Source organism: Streptomyces sp. NPDC021224 (assembly GCF_044332905.1).
Lineage (GTDB): Bacteria > Actinomycetota > Actinomycetes > Streptomycetales > Streptomycetaceae > Actinacidiphila.
This window is the reverse complement of sequence record NZ_JBIRPW010000003.1, coordinates 432,981-451,498: the sequence shown is the minus strand read 5'-3', so window position 1 is coordinate 451,498 and position 18,518 is coordinate 432,981. Positions and strand designations below refer to the sequence as shown.

Below are 18,518 nucleotides of genomic sequence, written 5' to 3'. Positions count from 1 at the left end.
GCCTCCCGGGGGGAGTTGGGGCGGGGTCTGGGACACGTCGCCAACGACCCTGTCGACGCTGCTGACGGACATGGTGGAGAGCCGCCGGGCCGGACGTCAAGGGCGGTAGGATTCCGCACAGCGAAAACCGCCTTCCGCGACGGGCCGCACCGCCGTCGTGAGCGCCGAGCAGAGGGGACCGCACGTGCCTGCGGAGCGCACCGGGGGCGTCCAGTCCCTCGAACGGGCCTTCGGCCTGCTGGAGTCGCTCGCCGACGCGGGCGGCGAACTCGGCCTGAGCGAGCTGTCCGCCGCGAGCGGGCTGCCGCTGCCCACCATCCACCGGCTGATGCGCACGCTGCTCGCCGGGGGTTACGTCCGCCAGCAGCCCAACCGCCGCTACGCGCTCGGCCCGCGGCTCATCCGGCTCGGCGAGACGTCCGCGCGGCTGCTCGGCAGCTGGGCCCGGCCGTATCTCGCGGAGCTGGTCGAGGCGACCGGCGAGACCGCGAACATGGCGCTGCTGGACGGCGACGAGGTCGTCTACGTCGCGCAGGTGCCCTCCCGGCACGCGATGCGGATGTTCACCGAGGTCGGCCGACGCGTACTGCCGCACTCCACGGGCGTCGGCAAGGCGCTGCTCGCCGGGCTGCCCGCGGCGGACGTACGGGCGCTGCTGGCCCGTACCGGCATGCCTGCTGCGACCGAGCGCACGCTCACCGACCCCGAGGCGTTCCTCGCCGAGCTGGAGCACGTCCGCGCCGCGGGCTACGCCGTGGACGACGGCGAGCAGGAGACCGGGGTGCGGTGCCTCGCGGTCGGCGTGCCGGGGTCTCCGGCGCCCGCCGCGATCTCCGTGTCCGGCCCGGCGGCCCGCGTCACGGACGCGGTGACGGAGAAGATCGTGCCCGTCCTGCACGCCGCGGCCCAGGGGCTCGCGGCCGCGTTCAGCGACGCGGCAGGCGCGCCCTAGGGTCTGTCGTGTGGATCTCCGTGGAGGAAGGAGCGGGGTCCGGCGCTCGCCCAGAGCTTCGCCTGGGAGGTACCCCCCAGCTGCAAGGCGGAGGAGGGAGGCAACGCGGTGGGGGTCCCCCCGTGGCGAAGCCTCCGGGGGAGTTGTCGACCGACGACAACGCCGGGGGCACCTCCCGCCGAAAGCAGGGGGAAGATGTGCGTGCCGGGGCACGCGACGCCGCGGAGAACCAAACGACAGACCCTAGCCGCGACGGGCTGCGGCGGGCCGGTTCAGCTCCTGCTCCACCGCCTCGCGCAGCGCGGCCACCGGGGCGGCGAGCCCGCTCACCGAACCGAGGGCCGCCGCGACGAGCAGCAGCGACTGGCGCAATTGCTCGGGCTCCGGAGCGCCCCCGCCCGCCTGTCGCTCCAGCTCGGCCAGCTCCTCCTCCGCGACCGTCCGGTCGGGTAAGAAGCGGCGGTAGTGCGCGAGTTCCCGTTCGAGCCGGGTCACCGCGGTACGTAACGACACGTCACCGCCGTCCGCCGGCCGTACGGGACCCTCGCTGCGGTCTCCTTTGACCACAGGCGTCTCCCCCACAAACATTCGCCCCTGCCTCGTGCGTACCTCGTCCCCCACCGGTTCCGCCTCTCGCGTACCGGGGGCGATCAGTAAACGCCCTGCGCCGCAATTGCGCCACACGGTCGGCGAAAGATGCGTCAAAGTCGCTGTGCGGGCCACACCGAGAGGTCGAGGGTCGCGTATCCGTCCGGACCGGCGCTCGCCGAAAGGCTCCTGACCGTCACCAGTGCGACGGTGCCGTCCGTGCCCACCACGCACAGCCGCGACTCCTGGACGAGCCCGGTACGCGGGACGACATGGAGCAGCGCGTCGCCCTGCGCGGCGCTGCACCGCTCGCGCGTGCCGGGATCCTGCGGCGAGAGCACCACGAGGGAACCCCGGGAGGGCGCGGCGACCAGGGCGTCGCCGGTGCCGTCGTAGCCGAACGTGCCGGTGGCCGCGCCCTCCAGGGGGCGCGGCGGATCGGCGGTGAGGTCCAGGGCCTGGCCTGCGCGCAGCGTGACCGCGAGGTAGTCGCGCTGCGGGTCGCCGCCCGGCGCGGGGGCGCCGTCGCCGGGACCGGGGCTCGGGCTGGGGCTCGGGCTCGGCGCCGCGCCACCGGGGGCGGGCGAACCGGTGGTGGGACGCGGCACCGCCGAGACGGACGCGTGGTCCCGGGAGCCGTCCCCGTCGAGGCGGCCGGCCACGACGACCCCGCCGACGACGGCCGCCGCGAGCGCGAGCCACACCACGGGGCCACCACGCCGCTTGCCGCCCCGGGTGGGCACGGGCGCCCCGGCGGGCGGCGGCACGAACACCGGCACCCCGTGCGCGGGCGTCGCCCCCGGCGGCAGCGGCGGCTGCGGCGGCACCCGGACCCCGGCGGGCGCCGCCCGCGGCGGCAGAACGGTGCCCCCCGCGGGCGTCGCCCCGGCCGGGGCAGGTACGGCGACGGGTACGGCCGGGGGCGCGACCGGCATCGGCGTCCCCCCCGCGGGGGTCCCCCCGCTCACCACGGACGGCTGCGGCGGCACGGCCACCCCGGCGGCCGGCGTCGCACCCGGCGGCACAGGCGCACCCCCGACGCCGGCGCCCGGCACGGACGGCTGCGGCGGTACGGCCACCCCGGCGGCCGGCGTCGCACCCGGCGGCACAGGCGCACCCCCGGCAGCAGCACCCGGCGCCGCAGAAGGCTGCGGCGCCACAGGCACCCCGGCGGCGGGCGTCGCACCCGGCGGAACAGGCGCACCCCCGACGCCGGCGCCCGGCACGGACGGCTGCGGCACCACGGCCACCCCGGCGGCCGGCGTCGCACCCGGCGGAACGGACGCGTCCCCGGCAGCAGCACCCGGCGCCGCAGAAGGCTGCGGCGCCACAGGCACCCCGGCGGCGGGCGTCGTACCCGGTGCTCCCCCGGTCACCGTGCCCGGCGCGGGCGGTGCGGGGGGTGCGTTCTCCGCGGTCTGCTGCGGGGGGGTCGGCCATGTGCCCGGCGGGGGCAGGGGCGGCAGCGGCGGGGGGAGGGTCAGGAGGGTCTGGAGGGGGACGGGGAGCCAGGGGTCGGGGCGGCGGCCGTGGCCGGCCTGCGCGCACATCGCGACGACCTGCGCGGGCGAGGGCCGCAGCGCCGGGTCCTTGATGAGGCAGCGGGTCACGATCTCGCGCAGCTCGCCGGGCAGTTCGTTGAGGTCGGGCTCCTCGTTGAGCTTGCGGCCGGTGTCCGGGTCGAAGGGCGCGGCGCCGATCGCGGCGTACGCGGCGAGCTGGCCGAGCGCGAAGACGTCGGTGGCGGGCACGGGCGCCTTGTCCGCGGCCTGTTCCGGCGAGGAGAAGGCGGGGATGCCGGGCGCGTCGGCGGCGGCGCGGGTCACCCCGTAGCCGGTGACGCGCGGCCCGTCCGCGGCGAGCAGCACCGTGCCGGGGCCGAGCCCGGCGTGCACGACGCCCGCGTGGTGGACGGCGCGCAGCGCCTCCGCGACCCCGGCGACCAGCCGCAGCACCGTCGGCACGGGCAGCGGCCGCCCGGTACCGGTGACGGCGGCGTGCAGCGTGAGCGCGGGCACGTACCCGGCGGCGAGCCAGTAGCGCGTGCCGTCGTGCCCGCTGCCGAGCACCGGCACGGTGTAGGGGCCGCTCACCCGGCGGACGGCCTGCACGTCGTGCTCGAAGGCGGCGGCGAAACCGGCGCGGGCGGCGAGTTCGGGCCGGACGGCGGTGAGGGCGACGGGGTGCCCCGCGGGCGCGTACGCGAGGTAGACGGGCCCGAGCGAGCCGACGCCGAGCCGCGCGGCGACGCGGTGCCCGCCGATCACGGCCGGGTCGTCCGGCGTGAGCGGCTGATACAGCGGCCCCGGGTGGCCGGGGTACCCGGGGGCGGCGTGACCCCCGGTGTGCTGAGCGCCCATCAGTCCCCGTTCCTCGGGCCTACGCGGACAAGCCCGCCGACGCGGGTGCGGGGGTGCCGCGGGCGCCGGCCGGGCCGCGCGGCACGGGCACCGGCGCAGGTGCCGCCCCTCCCGGCCCGTGGCCAGACGATACCGGAAGCGGCGGGGGCGTCCGGAACCCGTTCCGACGCACGCCGGGCGCGGTATGCAGAAGCCATGGACTCTCATGGCGAGGTGGCCGGCCTGCTGCTCGCGGCCGGTGGCGGCCGGCGGCTCGGCGGCCGCCCGAAGGCGCTGCTGGCCCACCGCGGGCGGCCGCTGGTGGAGCACGCGGCGGAGGCGCTGCTGGCGGGCGGCTGCGGGCCGGTGCACGTGGTGCTGGGCGCGGACGCGGAGCGGGTACGGGCCGAGGCGCGGCTCGGGGCGTACGTCCCGGTGGACAACCCGCACTGGGCGGACGGCATGTCCACGTCCCTGCGGGCGGGCCTGGCCTCGCTCGCCGCGCTGCGGCCCGCCCCCGCCGCGGCGGTGGTCGCGCTGGTCGACCAGCCGGGCGTGGGCGCGGCGGCGGTGGGCCGCGTGGTGGCGGCGGCCCGCGCGGGCGACGACCTGCTGTCGGCGCTGGTGTCGGCGGCGTACGGGCAGCGGCGCGGCCACCCGGTGCTGATCGGCGCGGCCCGCTGGCCCGCGGTCGCGGCCAGTGCGTCGGGCGACAGCGGCGCGCGGACGTACCTGCGCGAACACGCGGCGCAGACCTTGCTGGTCGACTGCGCGGACATCGCCGACCCCGCGGACATCGACACCCCGCCCGACCTGCGGCTGCTGGACGCGCCCGGCCCCCGCCCGAACCGCCCCTGAGCACGACCGGTCCCGTACCCGTCGCCCCTGCGCCTCGGCGGCAGCGCCGCACGCCACCGGCCCCGCCCGGCAGCGCGGGCGGCACCGCCCGGTCGCATTGAGATTCCGCAGTGCGAAAACTATGCTTCGCCATGCAGAAGATCCACCGACACCGGTCTCCCGGCGCGCACGCCGACCGCCGGACGGACCGGCCCAGTCCAGGAGGAACCGACCGCATGTCCGCACCGACACCGCCGTCCGCAGCCGCCGTCGTCACCGGGACCGCCGGGCACACCGTGCCGCGCGAGGAGGAGGTGCTGACGCCCGCGGCGCTGGAGTTCCTCGGCGGGCTGCACCGCCGTTTCGCGCCCAGGCGCGCCGAGTTGCTGGCGCTGCGCGCCGCCCGCCGGGCGGAGATCGCCCGTACCGCGACACTCGACTTCCTGCCGCAGACCGCGCACATCCGCGATGACGACAGCTGGCGGGTGGCGCCCGCGCCGCCCGCGCTGGAGGACCGGCGGGTCGAGATCACCGGGCCCACCGACCGCAAGATGACGGTCAACGCGCTCAACTCCGGCGCCCGTATCTGGCTCGCCGACTTCGAGGACGCCTCGGCGCCCACCTGGGCGAACGTCATCGGCGGGCAGCTCAACCTGACCGACGCCTACGAGCGGCGCATCGACTTCACCACCCCCGAGGGCAAGTCGTACGCGCTGCGCCCGGCGCAGGAACTGGCCACCGTCGTGGTGCGGCCGCGCGGCTGGCACCTGGACGAGCGGCACCTGACGGTGGACGGCGAGCCGGTGCCGGGCGCGCTCGTCGACTTCGGGCTGTACTTCTTCCACAACGCGCGGCGGCTCCTCGACCTCGGCAAGGGCCCGTACTTCTACCTGCCCAAGACCGAGTCGCACCTCGAAGCCCGGCTGTGGAACGACGTGTTCACCTCCGCGCAGGAGGCGCTCGGCATCCCGTACGGCACGATCCGCGCCACCGTCCTGATCGAGACGATCACCGCGGCGTACGAGATGGAGGAGATCCTCTACGAGCTGCGTGACCACGCCTCCGGGCTCAACGCGGGCCGCTGGGACTACCTCTTCTCGATCGTGAAGAACTTCCGGGACGGCGGCGAGCGCTTCGTGCTGCCGGACCGGGCCGCGGTCACCATGACCGCGCCCTTCATGCGCGCCTACACCGAACTGCTGGTGCGCACCTGCCACCGGCGCGGCGCGCACGCGATCGGCGGCATGGCGGCGTTCATCCCCTCGCGGCGCGACCCGGAGGTCAACGCGACGGCGTTCGAGAAGGTCCGGGCGGACAAGGACCGGGAGGCGGCCGACGGCTTCGACGGCTCCTGGGTCGCCCACCCCGACCTGGTGCCGATCGCCCGCGCGTCCTTCGACGCGGTGCTCGGCGACCGCCCGCACCAGAAGGACCGGCTGCGCGAGGACGTGCACGTCACCGCCGCCCAGCTCATCGACATCGCCTCGCTGGACGCCCGGCCGACCGCCGCGGGCCTGCGCAACGCGGTGCAGGTGGGTGTGCGCTACGTCGAGGCGTGGTTGCGCGGTACGGGCGCGGTCGCGATCTTCCACCTCATGGAGGACGCGGCCACCGCCGAGATCTCCCGCTCGCAGATCTGGCAGTGGGTCAACGCCGGTGTGGTGCTGGACGACGGGCAGAAGGTCACGCCGGAGCTGGTGCGCGAGGTGGCCGCCGACGACCTGGTGGCGATCCGCGCCGAGCTGGGCGAGGACGCCTTCGCGGCGGGCCGCTGGGAGGAGGCGCACGAGCTGCTGCTGCGGCTCGCGCTGGACCGCGACTACGTCGAGTTCCTGACGCTGCCCGCCTACCGGCAGCTCACCGGCTGAGGCGGCGCACTCCTGGACAGGGTCTAGGCCAGGCCCGCCCGTTCGGCGAGGCGGCGGGCCTGGGCGCGGGTGAGCCGGGCGACGTCGTCCTCGTCCACCCGCGTCAGCCTGCCGTGCTCGACGACGGCCTCGCCGCCGACGAGCGACAGCGTGACGGGGGCCGCGGCGCCCAGCACCAGCGCGGCGACCGGGTCGGCGATCGAGGCGTGGCCGAGCCCGTCCAGTTTCCACAGCACCAGGTCGGCGAGCTTGCCCGGCTCCAGCGAGCCGATCTCGGCGGACCGGCCCAGCACCTGGGCGCCGCCCATGGTGGCCAGCCGCAGCGCCTGGCGGGCGTCGAGCGCCTTCTCGCCCGCGCCGAGCCTGGCCACCAGCAGGGCGTTGCGCAGCTCGGTGTGCAGTTCGCCGGACTCGTTGGAGGCGGTGCCGTCCACGCCGAGGCCGACCGGCACCCCGGCGGCGAGCATCGCGGGCACCCGGGCGATCCCGGCGGCGAGCCGGGCGTTGGAGGACGGGCAGTGCGCCACCCCGGTGCCGGTGCGGGCGAAGGCGGCGATGTCGGCGTCGTTCATGTGCACGCAGTGCGCCATCCACACGTCCGCGCCGAGCCATCCGGTGGACTCGAAGTAGTCGGTGGGGCCCATGCCGAACAGCTCGTGGCAGAAGGCCTCCTCCTGCACCGTCTCACTGCCGTGCGTGTGCAGCCGTACGCCCTTGCGGCGGGCCAGTTCCGCGGCCTCGGTCATCAGCCGGGTCGACACGGAGAAGGGCGAGCAGGGGGCCACGGCGATGTGCAGCATCGAGCCGAACGACGGGTCGTGGTGGGCGTCGATCGCGGCCTCGGTCGCCTTCAGCGCGGCGTCCGTGGACTCCACGGCGAAATCCGGCGGGAGCCCGCCGTCGCTCGTCCCGCGGTCCATGGAGCCGCGCGCGGCGGTGAAGCGCACACCGGTCTCGGCGGCGGCGCGGATCTCCGCGCCGAGCAGGTCGCCGGTGCCGCGCGGGAAGACGTAGTGGTGGTCCATCGCGGTGGTCACCCCGCCGCGGGCCATCATCGCGAGCGACCCGGCGGCGCCCGCGTGCACGATGTCCTCGTCGATCCGCGCCCACACCGGGTAGAGCGTGACGAGCCAGTCGAAGAGGTTGCTGTCCTGGGCCATGCCGCGGGTGAGCCACTGGTAGAAGTGGTGGTGGGTGTTGACCAGGCCCGGGGTCACCAGGTGCCCGGTGCCGTCGATGCGGCGGTCCGCGCCCTCGGCCGCCGCGGCGGGCGCGGGGCCCGCGCCGACCGCCTCGATCACCCCGCCCGCGACGACGACATGGCCCGCGGCGTACTCGGTGCCGGCGGCGTCCACGGTGGCGACGGCGCAGTTCTCGATGACGATGCGCTCTGCTGCGGGCATGGGCTGTACCTCTTCCGTCGGGCGGACCCTCGTGCGTGACGTCGTATACGGGTGGGCCGGTCAGCCGGTGTCAGCCGGTGTCAGCCGGTGTCAGCCGGTCAGCCGGTGACCGGGATGCGGGCCTCGGCGCCCTCGCGCAGCACCGTGCCCTCGATGAGCCCGTAGGGGCGGTCGGCGGCGATGTACACCTCGTCCTCGTTGTCCAGGCCGAAGGGCGCGAGGTCGGCGAGGAAGTGGTGCTTGTTCGGCAGCGCGAGCCGCACCTCGTCGACCGCGGCGTCCGCCGCGCTGCCCTCGACGACCCGGGAGCCCATCGCGTACAGCGTCTGCTGGAGGGAGTACGAGTAGGTGTCCGCGAAAGCCGTGAGCAGGTCGCCGCGGGCGCGGGCCCAGGCGTCGTCCCACGCGGGCACCGGGGTCTCCGCGCCGCTCCAGGCGTAGCGCCAGCGGGCGTCCACCTCGGTGGCGAGGATACGGTCGCGGGTCTCCTGGAGGGTGGTGTACGGGTCGCGGGCGAAGCCCCAGAACTCCGAGTCGGTGGAGTTGAGCACGACGAGCCCGGTGAGCCCGGCCACGACCTCGCAGCGCTCCCCGTCGAAGGACACCTCGGCGGTGCGCACCTCGCCGCCGCGGCGCACGAAGGAGTGGCCGGAGCCGCCCGGGGCGCGCTCCCAGGCGTACTCCTCGATCCGTATCCGGGCGTGCCGGACAGAGGTCCGGGCGGTCACGAAGTGCCGGGCCAGCAGCAGGCCGAAGTCCTCGGCGGAGGCGATGCCGTACTTGCGGGCGAAGGCCAGCACGGTGTTCTTCATGGTGTCGGTGGGCAGCACGGCGGCGTTGGACCCGGACAGGTGGACGGCCTCCATCGCGCCGGTCAGCGCGACCGAGACGTTGAGGTCCTTCAGGTGGTGGGTGCGGCCGTCGCGGGTGACGCGCACGACGCGCGTCTCCGCCTTGCCGTACCGGTTGTGGCCGAGCGTCGTGGGCATCTCGCTAGCTCCCTCGGTATACGGAGTAGCCGAACGGGCTGAGCAGCAGCGGTACGTGGTAGTGCTCGCCCGGGGTGACGGCGAAGGCCACCGCGACCTCCGGGAAGAAGGCGGCACCGGCCGCGCGGGCGGCGGTGTCGAGGACGAGCCGGGCGTGGGTGGTGCCCGCGGGGAGGGCGGGGAGGGCGGTGCAGCGGCCGTCGGGGCCGGTCGTGGCGCGGCCGAGGTCCGTCCAGGGGGCGGCGGCGCCCGCGCGGACGGCGAGCGTGACGGGCACGCCGGTGGCCGGGCGGCCCGCCGCGGTGTCCAGGACGTGGGTGGAGACGGTGGCGGGGCCGTCCGCCGGAACGTCCGCTGCGGGCTCGTCGGTCACGGGGTCGTCGGTCATGGGGTCGTCGGTCATGGGGTGGCCTCCTGGGCGGTCGCCGCGAGCCTGCCGAGTCTGATGCGGTTGATCTTTCCCAGTTCGGTGCGGACGATCTCGCGTTCGGTGGCCTCGTCGTTGCCGGTCCGGGAGCGCAGCGCCTCCCGTATCAGGGCACCGGAGGCGCCGGTGGCGCAGATCAGGAAGACATGGCCGTGCGCCCGCCGGTAGGCCTCGCCCAGCTCCAGCAGCTCCGCGCGCTCCCGCGCCGCCACGCCGGACTGCTCGCGGGCCGAGGTGGGGTCGCCGGGCGCGGGCCGCCCGATCGGCGGGTGCGCGGCCATCGCCTCGCGCAGGTCGGCGGCGGTCAGCCGGGTCATCGCCGAGTCGCTCGCCGCGAGCAGCTCGTCGGCGTGCGCGTACGGCCGCCCGGCGGCCACGTCCGCGCACCACGCGGTGCTCGCGCACACCTCGCGCAGCAGCGCCACGGCGGCGGCCGCGTCGGCCTGGTTGAGCCGGGAGAGCCCCGGCGGGGTGCGGGAGGTCACACGGGCACGCTAGGAGCCGCCGCGAAAGGGCGTCAACAATTTGTTGAAAACTCGCCGTTACGGTTTCCTCTCAGGGCCCCTCGGCGCTCACGGCCCCTCGGCGCTCACGACCCCTCGGCGGGCGGCGCCGGGGCCGGGCCCTCCCGGTTGAGGTAGTTGTAGACGGTGAAGCGGCTGACCCCGAGGGCCGCCGCGACGGTCTCCACGCCGTGCCGGACCACGAACGCGCCGCGCTCCTCCAGCTGCCGCACGGCCTGCTGCTTCTCCTTGCGGCCCAGCTCGGCGAGCGGGCGCCCGTGACGGCGGCGCAGGTCGGCGAGCAGGTGGTCCAGGGAGTCCGCGAGGTGCGGCAGCCGTACGGCGACGACGGGCGCGCCCTCCCAGCTCAGCACGACGTCCTCGGGCCGCGCGGCCGCCGGGGCGAGCAGCTCGCCGCCGATGGCGTCCACCAGCGGCCCGAGGGCGCGCGCGAAGGGGTGCTCCGGGCCCTCCCCGCCCGCCGTCATGCCCCGCTCTCCGGCAGCGCGCTGACCTGGAGCGATATCCGGGTCGCCCCGGCGGCGAGGGTACGGTGCAGCAGCTCGGAGACGGCCGCGACGACCTCCTCCGCCGCGCCCTCCGCGGTGTTGCCGAACGGCCCGACCTCGACCCCCTCCAGCGTCCCGCCCTCGACCACCTCCCGTGCGACCACGGCGTGCCGCGGCGGCTCGTCCAGGTCGAACGGCTCGGTCGTGAACTCCAGCCTCAGTCGCACGCGTCCCCTCCTCCGTGGTCGGCCCAACCCCGCGCGGGGCGGCGGCCCGACCCTACGCGGCGCGGCTTCCCGCAGGTAGGGGCACTCCGGCCGGTGCGCGCGCCTGTGGCAGGATCGTTCGGATGAACGCCACCGACCCGCTCACCGTCACCCGGATAGCGGACCGCCCGCACCTGGCCGCCCGCGTCTACGAGATCGCCGACACCTGGCCCGCCTTCACCGGGGGTGACCTGCTCGCGGCCTCACTCCTGGGCCGCGTGGTGCACGACTTCCCCGACTACTGCGTCGTGGCGACCGTCGGCGACCGCGTGGTGGCCCGCGGCCTCAGCGTCCCCTTCAACGCCGAGCTGGACGGCCGCGAGGAACTGCCCGACCAGGGCTGGGACCGCGTGCTCGGCTGGGCGGTGCGCGACCGGGCCACCGGCACCCCGCCGACGGTCGCCAGCGCGCTGGAGATCACCCTCGACCAGGACTACCTGGGCCGCGGCCTGTCCTACCGGATGCTCGACGCGATGCGCCAGGCCGTCGCCCGGCAGGGCCACCACTCCCTGCTGGCACCCGTGCGCCCCAACGCCAAACACCTGCACCCGCACGAGCCCATGACCGAGTACGTCCGCCGCACCCGCGACGACGGCCTCCCCGCGGACCCCTGGCTGCGCGTCCACATCAAGGCGGGCGGCACCGTGGAGAAGGTCGCCCCGGCGTCCATGACCGTCAGCGGCTCGCTCGCCCAGTGGCGCGCCTGGACGGGCCTGCCCTTCGACCGCGACGGCGAGGTCGTCGTGCCGGGCGCGCTGTCCCCCGTCATCTGCGACACCGCGCACGGCCACGCCGTCTACGTCGAGCCCAACGTGTGGGTGCGGCACGCGCTCTAGGGAGCGGTGAAGGCCGCGTGCGCGGCCGTGGTCAGGGCCGTGATGCCGGTCTCCAGGGTGAGGCGCGGGTGCGGGGCGAAGTGCGGGGAGTGGTTGGGCGGGAGGGCCGCGAGCCGGGACGCGGGGTCCGGGCCCGGGGCCTCGGCCCAGGCGCGCGGGCCGGTCGCACCCAGCATCCAGTAGGCGGTGCGGATGCCGGTGACGCCGTGCAGGGCGCGGCCGGCCTCGCCGAAGAGGGCGAAGTCCTCGGTGGCGAGGGAGGGTTGCCAGCGGGTGACGCGGTGCGGGCCGAGCGCCGTGTGGTGGGCGGCGCGTACGGCGGCGGTCAGCGCGGTGTCCGGCACGGTGGGGGTGGAGCGGCTCAGGACGGTGAACTCCGGCTCCGGGGGCGCCGGTTCGGGGGCGGCGGCCGCCTCGGCCCGCACGATGCGCCGCACGGCGGCGACCGCGCGGTCCAGGGTCGCGTCGCCGAAGGCCCGTACCGTCACTTCCAGGGTGGCCCGGTCGGCGATGACGTTGCCCGCGCCGGGGGCGCCCGCGCGCAGCGAGCCGACGGTGACCACGAGCGGTTCGCCGGGCGCCGCCTCGCGGGACACCACCGTCTGGAGCCGCAGCACGACCGCCGCCGCGGTGACCACCGGGTCGGCGGCGAGCTGCGGCGCCCCGGCGTGCCCGCCGCGGCCGTGCAGCACCACCCGCAGCGTCACGCTGCCCGCGAGCAGCGGCCCTTCCGCGTGCGCGACCATGCCCGCGGGCAGCGGCACGAGGTGCTGGGCCAGCACCGCCGCGGGGGCCGGGAAGCGTGCGTAGAGCCCGTCGCCGAGCATGGCCGCCGCGCCGCTGAGCGTCTCCTCCGCGGGCTGCCCCACCGCCAGCAGCGTGCCGCGCCAGCCGTCCGCCCCGGCGGCGAGCAGGTCGGCGGCCCCGGCGAGCGCGGCCAGGTGCGCGTCGTGGCCGCACGCGTGCATGACGGGGACGGTGCCGCCGTCCGGGCCGGGCGCGGTGGCATCGCTCGCGTACGGCAGACCGGTGGCCTCGCGCACGGGAAGCGCGTCGAGTTCGGCCCGCAGCATGACGACGGGTCCGGGCCCGTTGCTCAGCACGCCGACCACGCCGTGTCCGCCGACGCCGCCGGTGACGTCGAGTCCCGCGGCGCGCAGCGCGGCCGCGAACCGCGCCGCCGTGCGCTCCTCGGCCCCCGACAGCTCGGGGTCGCGGTGCAGCGCGACGTACAGCTCGGCGGCGCGGGCCAGCACCGCGCGGGGCACGGCGCCCGCGGGGGCCCGCGGCGGCGCGGGGGTGGGGCCGTTCGGCATCAGGTGCTCCTCGGGGGACGGGCGTGACAGCGAAGTGACAGCGGATCGGTCAGTGGACGCGCGTAGAAAAGGGTCGGCCGGCCCGGACCGGGCCGCGTCCCCCGCCGAGAAGAGGGAGTCACCATGGCGATCACCAAGCAGGACACGCCGCTCGCGTCGCTGGCCCAGGAGATCCTGGAGCTGGAGTCCGAGACCTTCGAGATCACCGACTACTCGGACGCCAGCGAGGTCATGCTCGGTTCGTCGACCAGCTGCTCCAGCACCAGCACGTGCTCCAGCACCACCAGCACCACCTCCTGCACCGCCTGACGGCTTCCTCGTCGTCCGCCGCTCCGCCACCCGCTGCGTACGGGTGGCGGAGCGGTCGTGCGTTCCGGCCTCCGGCGCACTCACCGGAAGCGGACTCGCCGGAAGCGGACTCACGGGAAGGGGTGCGGCACCCGGCGGACCGCCGCCTCGGGCAGGTCGTCGGCGCGCAGCCCGGCCCGCCGCTGGGCGGTCAGCAGCCGCGGCATCGTCAGAGCGCGCTGCCGCGCCCAGCCGAAGTCGATCGGCAGCAGCCCGGGGGCGATGGTGCACACCGTGCGCAGCCCCATCGCGCGCTGCTCCGGCGCGGTCTGGTCCACCACGATCACGTCGCAGCCCGCGGCGGCGAGTTCGGCGGTGAGCAGGCGCACGTCGTCGCGCAGGTCCCGGCCGCGCGGCCGCCCCCGCTCCCAGTCCGCGTACAGCTCGCCGGGCGTCCGCACCGCCGGGGGGTCCAGGTAACCGCGGACGTACTCGCCCATGCGCGGCAGCCCGAACAGCGCCGCGTGGTCCGGCAGCCGCCGCACCAGGCCGAAGTCGTCGGCCATGGCGTCGAGTTCGGCGGGCCGCTCGGCCACCTGACGGGGCAGGTGCGGCAGGTAGGTGAGGATCTCCGACACCGCCGCCTCGATCGCGGTCTCCGGGTCGAAGGCGGCGCCGGCGGCGAAGGCGTACGTGCCGGGGCCGCCGTCCCGGCGCACGGCCAGGCCCGTGACGACAGGCACGGCGAGGTCGATGCGGTTGTCGAAGGCGTGCACGTCGTAGCCGCACAGCGCGGCCCGGTCGGTCATCGCGCGCAGCACGGGGTTGCCGCACGCGCCGAGGTCGATCTCGGTGAGCGGCGCGTCGCCGTACCAGCCGAGCAGGAAGGCGTCGCGCTCGACGAGTTCGAGCAGGCCGAAGAGCACCGCCTCCTCCAGGCAGCTGCCGGTGGCGCAGCCGTTGGAGCACTCGAAGACGAAGTGGTCGGCGGAGGTGCCCGCGCTGTAGTAGACGAGCCGCGCGGGCACGAGCACGGGCCGGTCGTCGCGCAGCGACCAGCCCTGGACCCACGGGATGGGGCGTTCGGGGTCGAAGGGCGCGATCATCGGGTCGTCGCGGTAGGTCTCGGGCGTGTAGAGCCCGCACGCGCGCGGGTCGAGCGCGGACTCGCCGAGGTTGGTGTACGTGTCGGTGACCACGCCGCCGACCGCCCGGCGGTGGGTGCCCGCGTAGCGCTCCAGACCCTCCAGGAAGGCCAGGTCGCGGCTCGCGGCGAAGGAGTGCGACTGGCCGCTCCACGTCACGTCGGTGAGACCCGCGTAACCGCGCATGAAGACGCTGCCCGCGACGGGCGCGGTGGTGGGCGAGGTGACGTCGCTCCAGGTGCCCGCGCCGAGCACACCGCACACCGGGTTGGCCAGCGCGGCGAAGGGCAGCCCGTAGGCGCCGGGCGCCTTCAGCCGGTAGCGGTCGGGCGCGGGCTTGGGGCGGGAGGCGGGGAAACCGTCGAAGTCGGCGGCGGGTGCGGCGGGTGCGGTGCCGTGGGCTTCGCCGTGCGCGGCGTGCGGGGCGTGCGGGCACAGCGGATCGGCCAGCAGCGGGACGGTGCTGAGCTGCCCGGTCTCCAGGTCCAGCCGGGTGACCCGCGGCAGCCGGTCGTCGGGCAGGGCGGGTGTGCGGGGCGCGGGGTCCGCCGCGCCCGCCGCGCCCGGTGCCGGGTGGGAACCCGCCGCCGTGCGCTCCCCCACCGCCGCGCACAGCGCCCACACCGCGTCCACGGTCCAGTCGGGGAGGACCGGCCAGGCGCCCGCCGCCGAGCGGGCCTGGCCGGTCTCCAGGGCCTCGCGTTCGGTGCGGGTGCGCAGCCGCTGCCAGCGGATGGCCAGGCAGCAGCCGCACGCCGCGGCCTGCGCCGTACCGCCCCACGGGCCGACGAGGACGGCGTCCGCGGTGAGGTGGACGGTCGCGGCGGCGCGGGCGGCGGCGGCCCGCGGGGGCTCGGGGCGCAGCAGGTCGTGGCCGCCGACGGCGGCGACCCGGGGCGCGGGCAGCCCCGCGGCAGCGGCGCGGGCGGCGAGGCGTGCCGCCAGGTCCGCGGCGGCGGCCTCCAGCGGCGGCACCACGGCGACGGCGGCGGGTCGCCCAACGGTCTCGGTCGTCATGTCCGGTTGCTCCAGCGGAAGATGCGGGCGGCGATGAGCCCGAAGACGGCGGTGAAGGCGATCAGGCCGCCGCAGTCGACCGCGAGCGAGCCCAGCGAGGCGCGCCCGGCGAGCACGTCGGTCAGACCGTCGTCGAGGTAGCGCAGCGGCAGGATCCAGGAGGCGGTGCGGATCCAGCCGGGCAGCAGGTCGGCCGGGTAGAACGCGCCCGACAGGAACGCCATCGGCACCATCACGCAGTTGGCGATGGCCGCGACCGCCTCGGGGGTGTCGGCGAGGCTGCCGACGACCAGGCCTAGCGCGAGGAAGGCCGTGACCCCGAACACGAGCAGCGGCAGCGCGAGCGGCCAGCTCCCGTCCAGGTGCAGGCCGAAGAACGGCAGCAGCGCCACCGCGGTGAAGAGCACCGCCTGCGTCAGGCCCACGCCGATGGCGACCAGCAGCCGCGAGCCCAGCACGGTGGGCAGCGGGGTCGGGGTGCGCCAGATGAGCCGCAGGATGTCGTCGCGGCGCCAGTGCATGAGCGCGAACGCCGGGCCGAAGAGCGCCGCGTTGCCGACACCCCAGGCGAGGACGCCGGGGGCGACGTAGTTGATGTATGGCAGGTCGCCGTTGACGGACTGGCCGCGGAAGAGCAGGCCGAAGACGACGAGGAAGACCAGCGGGAAGGCGAACGTGAAGAAGACGGTGGTGCGGTCGCGCACCGAGGCCAGGAACGCGGCCCGGGTGAGCGTCCGGTACGGGCCCGGCACCGCGGCGGGCGCGGCGCCGTCCTTGGTGTCGAGCGCGGGGGTGGCGGTCATCGGCGCTGCTCCGTTCCCGCCGCGGCGGTGTGCGCGGCCCGTTCGTCGTCGTGGTCGGGCGGTGCGGACGCCGTGCCCGGCGGCGGGCTCGCCGTCAGCCGCAGGTAGGCGTCCTCCAGGGTGGCCGTCCTGGTCTGGATCGCGTCCATGTCGACCAGCGCGGCGAGCGCGACCAGCGTGCGGTTGGCGTGGTGCGTCTCGATGACGACCTCACCGCCCTCCACGAGCACCCGCTCCGCGCCCTCGACCGTGCGCGCCTGCTCCACGGTGATGCGGCCGGCGGGCACCAGCAGCCGGGCGGGCGCGGCCATCGAGCGGACGAGCGCGCCGGGGCTGTCCAGCGCGACGATCCGGCCGCCCGCGACGATCGCGACCCGGTCGCACAGCGCCTCGGCCTCGTCGAGGTAGTGCGTGGTGTAGACGATGGTGCGGCCCTCCCCGCGCAGGTCGCGCAGCACCGCCCACAGCGACCGGCGGGCCTCGGGGTCGAGGGCGGCGGTCGGCTCGTCGAGGAAGATCAGATCCGGCTGGTGCACCAGCGCGGTGGCCAGGGCGAGGCGCTGGCGCTGGCCGCCCGACAGCTCGTCGACCCGGCTGCGCTGCTTGCCCGTCAGGCCCACCAGCTCCAGCGCGTGCCGGGCGGCGGCCCGGTCGGCGCCGTGCAGCGCGGCGACGGTCTCCAGGTGCTCCCACGCGGTGAGCCGGGTGAAGAACGCGGACGTCTGCGTCTGGACGCCGATCCGCCGCAGCAGCGCGGTGTTGCGCGGCCAGGGGCTCGTCCCGAACACGCTGACGGTGCCCGCGTCGGCCTTGCGCATGCCCTCGACGATCTCCACGAGGGTGGTCTTCCCGGCCCCGTTGGGCCCGAGGATCCCGAAGAACTCCCCCTGCGCGACGGTCAGCGACACGTCGTCGAGCGCGCGCACCTCCCCGTACACCTTGGTGACGCCGTCGAGCACGATGGCCGTCCCCTCCGGCCGCGGCTGTGCTGTCATGTGCCCCTTCTCCCGTTTCTCCTGCTGCGGTTCGCCGTCCGGCGGGGTGGTTGCGTACGGGCCCGCGCCCGTGGGACCGCCGCGCCCGGCGGCGGTGGCCGTGCTGTCGGCGGGCACGTGCGGGCCGGGCTCCGCGCCGGGGCGGCCCCGGGTGCCCGCGGGCGCGGTGGCGGACTCCCCCGCCGCGCCGCCGGGCTGCGGGCGGCGGGCCGCGAAGCGCAGGCCGACCAGCCGCAGCAGCCACGCGGCCGCGATCACGGCGGCGGGCAGGAAGCCCGACCAGTCCCGCCAGCCGTCCGGGAGCATCGCCCGGACGGCGAGCCCGAAGCCCGCGAGCACGGCGAGCGCGAGCAGCGCGCACAGGACGCCGTATCCGGCGTAGAGCGTGCGCAGCCGCGCGGGGTAGCGGCGCACCTGCGCGCGGGCGTCCGGCACGCGCGGGCGGCCCCCGCTCCCGGGGGCAGACGCACCCGCGCGGCTCCCGGCCGACGCGTGCACGTCGGCGGGCGCCGCTCCCGCGGAAGCGGTCCCGGCGGATGCCCCGCCCCCGCCCGCGGCCTCCGGCGAGGGGCCCGCGCCGCCCCCGGCCGACGCGTACGCGGCTCCCGACACGGACCCGGTGACCTCCGGGGCGGGCGTGACACGCACGCCCGCCGACGCGTCCGGGGAGGCGGATGCCCCGCTCCCGGCCGACGCGTACGCGGCGCGCGACACGGACCCCGTGGCCTCCGGGGCGGCCGTCGCGGCGGGTCGCTCTTCCGCGCGCGGGGAGCGGATCGCGCGGGCTGCCAGGGTCAGGAAGGTGCGGCTCTCGGTCGCCAGGCGGAGGGTGCCGAGGGCGTAGCCGAGGGCCTTGTAGCCGTCGAGGGGTGGGAGGGGGACGAGGTTGAGGAGGGCCATCGCGGTGCCGAGCAGGAGCAGGCCGCCGAGGAAGGGCAGGGCCTGGGCGTGGTCCGGGAGCAGGGCCCAGACCGGCCAGAAGGGCACCAGGAAGAGCAGGTTGGCGACCGCGCCCGCCGCCGCCACCGCGATCTGGCGGCCGCGCCGGGTGAGGAACTGCACGTCCTCGACCTCGCAGTACAGGTACGTCATGACGCCCCACACGCGCCGCAGGCCGATCTCGCCGACCCGCAGCCCGTACGCGCGGGCGACGAGTCCGTGGGCGATCTCGTGCAGCCCCAGGCTCACCCACAGCACGCAGCCGACGGCGGCGAGCGCGACCGGCTGGTGGTACAGCTCGCGCGTCTGGTCGGCCAGTTCGCCGAGCCGGGCGGCGACGGCGGCGACCACGGCGAGGGACAGCGCGAACAGCACCCCGACGACGACCCGGCGGCGGGCGAAGCCGGTGGCGGCGTGCAGCCGGTCCATGAGCGCGGGCGCGTCCGCGACCATCCGCGTCCGCCCGCTGAACAGGCTTCCGCGCCGCGGCCGTTGACC

At 76.4% G+C, this 18,518-nt stretch carries 17 protein-coding genes; 5 read left to right on the top strand and 12 right to left on the bottom strand.

What is annotated here, in order from left to right; translation table 11 throughout:
* Positions 1 to 184 precede the first annotated feature (184 nt).
* Positions 185 to 952 (top strand): IclR family transcriptional regulator, encoded by a 768-nt coding sequence (locus ACH4PY_RS10400; protein ID WP_398178549.1) that lies wholly within the window; start codon positions 185 to 187, stop codon positions 950 to 952.
* Between the two features lie 243 nt (positions 953 to 1,195).
* Here the strand turns inward: ACH4PY_RS10400 and ACH4PY_RS10395 are convergent, their stop codons facing one another.
* The gene (locus ACH4PY_RS10395) at positions 1,196 to 1,519 is read right to left on the bottom strand and encodes a DUF5955 family protein (protein WP_398178546.1); all 324 of its coding nucleotides are present in this window, start codon (positions 1,517 to 1,519) and stop codon (positions 1,196 to 1,198) included.
* A gap of 134 nt (positions 1,520 to 1,653) precedes the next feature.
* A complete protein-coding gene (locus tag ACH4PY_RS10390) occupies positions 1,654 to 3,900 on the bottom strand; it encodes a protein kinase (RefSeq protein WP_398178543.1) in 2,247 nt (748 codons plus the stop codon).
* Positions 3,901 to 4,095: 195 nt separating this feature from the next.
* Between ACH4PY_RS10390 and ACH4PY_RS10385 the strand changes: the two genes are divergently transcribed.
* Both ACH4PY_RS10385 and aceB read left to right on the top strand, forming a co-directional pair.
* Positions 4,096 to 4,737: an NTP transferase domain-containing protein gene (locus ACH4PY_RS10385; RefSeq protein ID WP_398178539.1), complete on the top strand. Its 642-nt coding sequence runs from the start codon at positions 4,096 to 4,098 to the stop codon at positions 4,735 to 4,737.
* Between the two features lie 215 nt (positions 4,738 to 4,952).
* Positions 4,953 to 6,584, top strand: coding sequence for a malate synthase A (gene aceB / locus ACH4PY_RS10380; RefSeq protein WP_398178536.1), 1,632 nt, complete (start codon positions 4,953 to 4,955; stop codon positions 6,582 to 6,584).
* 23 nt (positions 6,585 to 6,607) lie between these two features.
* Here the strand turns inward: aceB and ACH4PY_RS10375 are convergent, their stop codons facing one another.
* The 6 genes from ACH4PY_RS10375 to ACH4PY_RS10350 all read right to left on the bottom strand — a co-directional run bounded on the left by ACH4PY_RS10375 (position 6,608) and on the right by ACH4PY_RS10350 (position 10,642).
* On the bottom strand, positions 6,608 to 7,987 hold the full coding sequence (locus ACH4PY_RS10375; protein ID WP_398178533.1) for an 8-oxoguanine deaminase: 1,380 nt from the start codon (positions 7,985 to 7,987) through the stop codon (positions 6,608 to 6,610).
* A gap of 98 nt (positions 7,988 to 8,085) precedes the next feature.
* Positions 8,086 to 8,976: a factor-independent urate hydroxylase gene (gene pucL, locus ACH4PY_RS10370; RefSeq protein WP_398178530.1), complete on the bottom strand. Its 891-nt coding sequence runs from the start codon at positions 8,974 to 8,976 to the stop codon at positions 8,086 to 8,088.
* Positions 8,977 to 8,980: 4 nt separating this feature from the next.
* Complete coding sequence (gene uraH / locus ACH4PY_RS10365; RefSeq protein WP_398179321.1) at positions 8,981 to 9,364, bottom strand: hydroxyisourate hydrolase; 384 nt, start codon at positions 9,362 to 9,364, stop codon at positions 8,981 to 8,983.
* 11 nt (positions 9,365 to 9,375) lie between these two features.
* Positions 9,376 to 9,888 (bottom strand): 2-oxo-4-hydroxy-4-carboxy-5-ureidoimidazoline decarboxylase, encoded by a 513-nt coding sequence (gene uraD, locus ACH4PY_RS10360; RefSeq protein WP_398178526.1) that lies wholly within the window; start codon positions 9,886 to 9,888, stop codon positions 9,376 to 9,378.
* A gap of 104 nt (positions 9,889 to 9,992) precedes the next feature.
* Positions 9,993 to 10,394 (bottom strand): helix-turn-helix domain-containing protein, encoded by a 402-nt coding sequence (locus ACH4PY_RS10355; RefSeq protein ID WP_398178523.1) that lies wholly within the window; start codon positions 10,392 to 10,394, stop codon positions 9,993 to 9,995.
* Entirely contained in the window at positions 10,391 to 10,642 is a 252-nt protein-coding gene (locus ACH4PY_RS10350; protein WP_398178521.1) for a hypothetical protein, read from the bottom strand. Before ACH4PY_RS10350 ends, ACH4PY_RS10355 begins: the two co-directional genes overlap by 4 nt.
* Positions 10,643 to 10,764: 122 nt before the next feature.
* On the opposite strand from ACH4PY_RS10350, the gene ACH4PY_RS10345 reads away from it, so the two are divergent.
* Entirely contained in the window at positions 10,765 to 11,517 is a 753-nt protein-coding gene (locus ACH4PY_RS10345) for an N-acetyltransferase (protein ID WP_398178518.1), read from the top strand.
* Here ACH4PY_RS10345 and ACH4PY_RS10340 read toward each other — a convergent pair.
* Positions 11,514 to 12,833, bottom strand: a complete 1,320-nt coding sequence (locus ACH4PY_RS10340) for an amidohydrolase (RefSeq protein WP_398178515.1) — start codon at positions 12,831 to 12,833, stop codon at positions 11,514 to 11,516. The genes ACH4PY_RS10345 and ACH4PY_RS10340 overlap by 4 nt on opposite strands.
* A 123-nt stretch (positions 12,834 to 12,956) precedes the next feature.
* Between ACH4PY_RS10340 and ACH4PY_RS10335 the strand changes: the two genes are divergently transcribed.
* Entirely contained in the window at positions 12,957 to 13,142 is a 186-nt protein-coding gene (locus ACH4PY_RS10335) for a thiazolylpeptide-type bacteriocin (RefSeq protein WP_033175763.1), read from the top strand.
* A gap of 110 nt (positions 13,143 to 13,252) precedes the next feature.
* Here ACH4PY_RS10335 and ACH4PY_RS10330 read toward each other — a convergent pair whose 3' ends face one another.
* From ACH4PY_RS10330 to ACH4PY_RS10320, 3 genes are read right to left on the bottom strand one after another with little or no spacing between them, the layout of a single operon-like run.
* Positions 13,253 to 15,283, bottom strand: a complete 2,031-nt coding sequence (locus ACH4PY_RS10330) for a TOMM precursor leader peptide-binding protein (RefSeq protein ID WP_398178510.1) — start codon at positions 15,281 to 15,283, stop codon at positions 13,253 to 13,255.
* Positions 15,280 to 16,086 (bottom strand): ABC transporter permease, encoded by an 807-nt coding sequence (locus tag ACH4PY_RS10325; protein WP_398178508.1) that lies wholly within the window; start codon positions 16,084 to 16,086, stop codon positions 15,280 to 15,282. Before ACH4PY_RS10325 ends, ACH4PY_RS10330 begins: the two co-directional genes overlap by 4 nt.
* Positions 16,083 to 17,081, bottom strand: a complete 999-nt coding sequence (locus ACH4PY_RS10320; RefSeq protein WP_398179318.1) for an ABC transporter ATP-binding protein — start codon at positions 17,079 to 17,081, stop codon at positions 16,083 to 16,085. Before ACH4PY_RS10320 ends, ACH4PY_RS10325 begins: the two co-directional genes overlap by 4 nt.
* Positions 17,082 to 18,518: the final 1,437 nt, after the last annotated feature.

Excerpts from the sequence above, each read along its gene's own strand:
- ACH4PY_RS10390 (WP_398178543.1), bottom strand. The coding sequence starts at position 3,900 with ATGGGCGCTCAGCACACCGGGGGTCACGCCGCCCCCGGGTACCCCGGC.
- ACH4PY_RS10345 (WP_398178518.1), top strand. The coding sequence starts at position 10,765 with ATGAACGCCACCGACCCGCTCACCGTCACCCGGATAGCGGACCGCCCG.
- ACH4PY_RS10320 (WP_398179318.1), bottom strand. The coding sequence starts at position 17,081 with ATGACAGCACAGCCGCGGCCGGAGGGGACGGCCATCGTGCTCGACGGC.
- ACH4PY_RS10325 (WP_398178508.1), bottom strand. The coding sequence starts at position 16,086 with ATGACCGCCACCCCCGCGCTCGACACCAAGGACGGCGCCGCGCCCGCC.
- pucL (WP_398178530.1), bottom strand. The coding sequence starts at position 8,976 with ATGCCCACGACGCTCGGCCACAACCGGTACGGCAAGGCGGAGACGCGC.
- uraH (WP_398179321.1), bottom strand. The coding sequence starts at position 9,364 with ATGACCGACGACCCCGTGACCGACGAGCCCGCAGCGGACGTTCCGGCG.
- ACH4PY_RS10355 (WP_398178523.1), bottom strand. The coding sequence starts at position 10,394 with ATGACGGCGGGCGGGGAGGGCCCGGAGCACCCCTTCGCGCGCGCCCTC.
- ACH4PY_RS10330 (WP_398178510.1), bottom strand. The coding sequence starts at position 15,283 with ATGACGACCGAGACCGTTGGGCGACCCGCCGCCGTCGCCGTGGTGCCG.
- ACH4PY_RS10385 (WP_398178539.1), top strand. The coding sequence starts at position 4,096 with ATGGACTCTCATGGCGAGGTGGCCGGCCTGCTGCTCGCGGCCGGTGGC.
- ACH4PY_RS10335 (WP_033175763.1), top strand. The coding sequence starts at position 12,957 with ATGGCGATCACCAAGCAGGACACGCCGCTCGCGTCGCTGGCCCAGGAG.
- aceB (WP_398178536.1), top strand. The coding sequence starts at position 4,953 with ATGTCCGCACCGACACCGCCGTCCGCAGCCGCCGTCGTCACCGGGACC.
- ACH4PY_RS10375 (WP_398178533.1), bottom strand. The coding sequence starts at position 7,987 with ATGCCCGCAGCAGAGCGCATCGTCATCGAGAACTGCGCCGTCGCCACC.
- ACH4PY_RS10340 (WP_398178515.1), bottom strand. The coding sequence starts at position 12,833 with ATGCCGAACGGCCCCACCCCCGCGCCGCCGCGGGCCCCCGCGGGCGCC.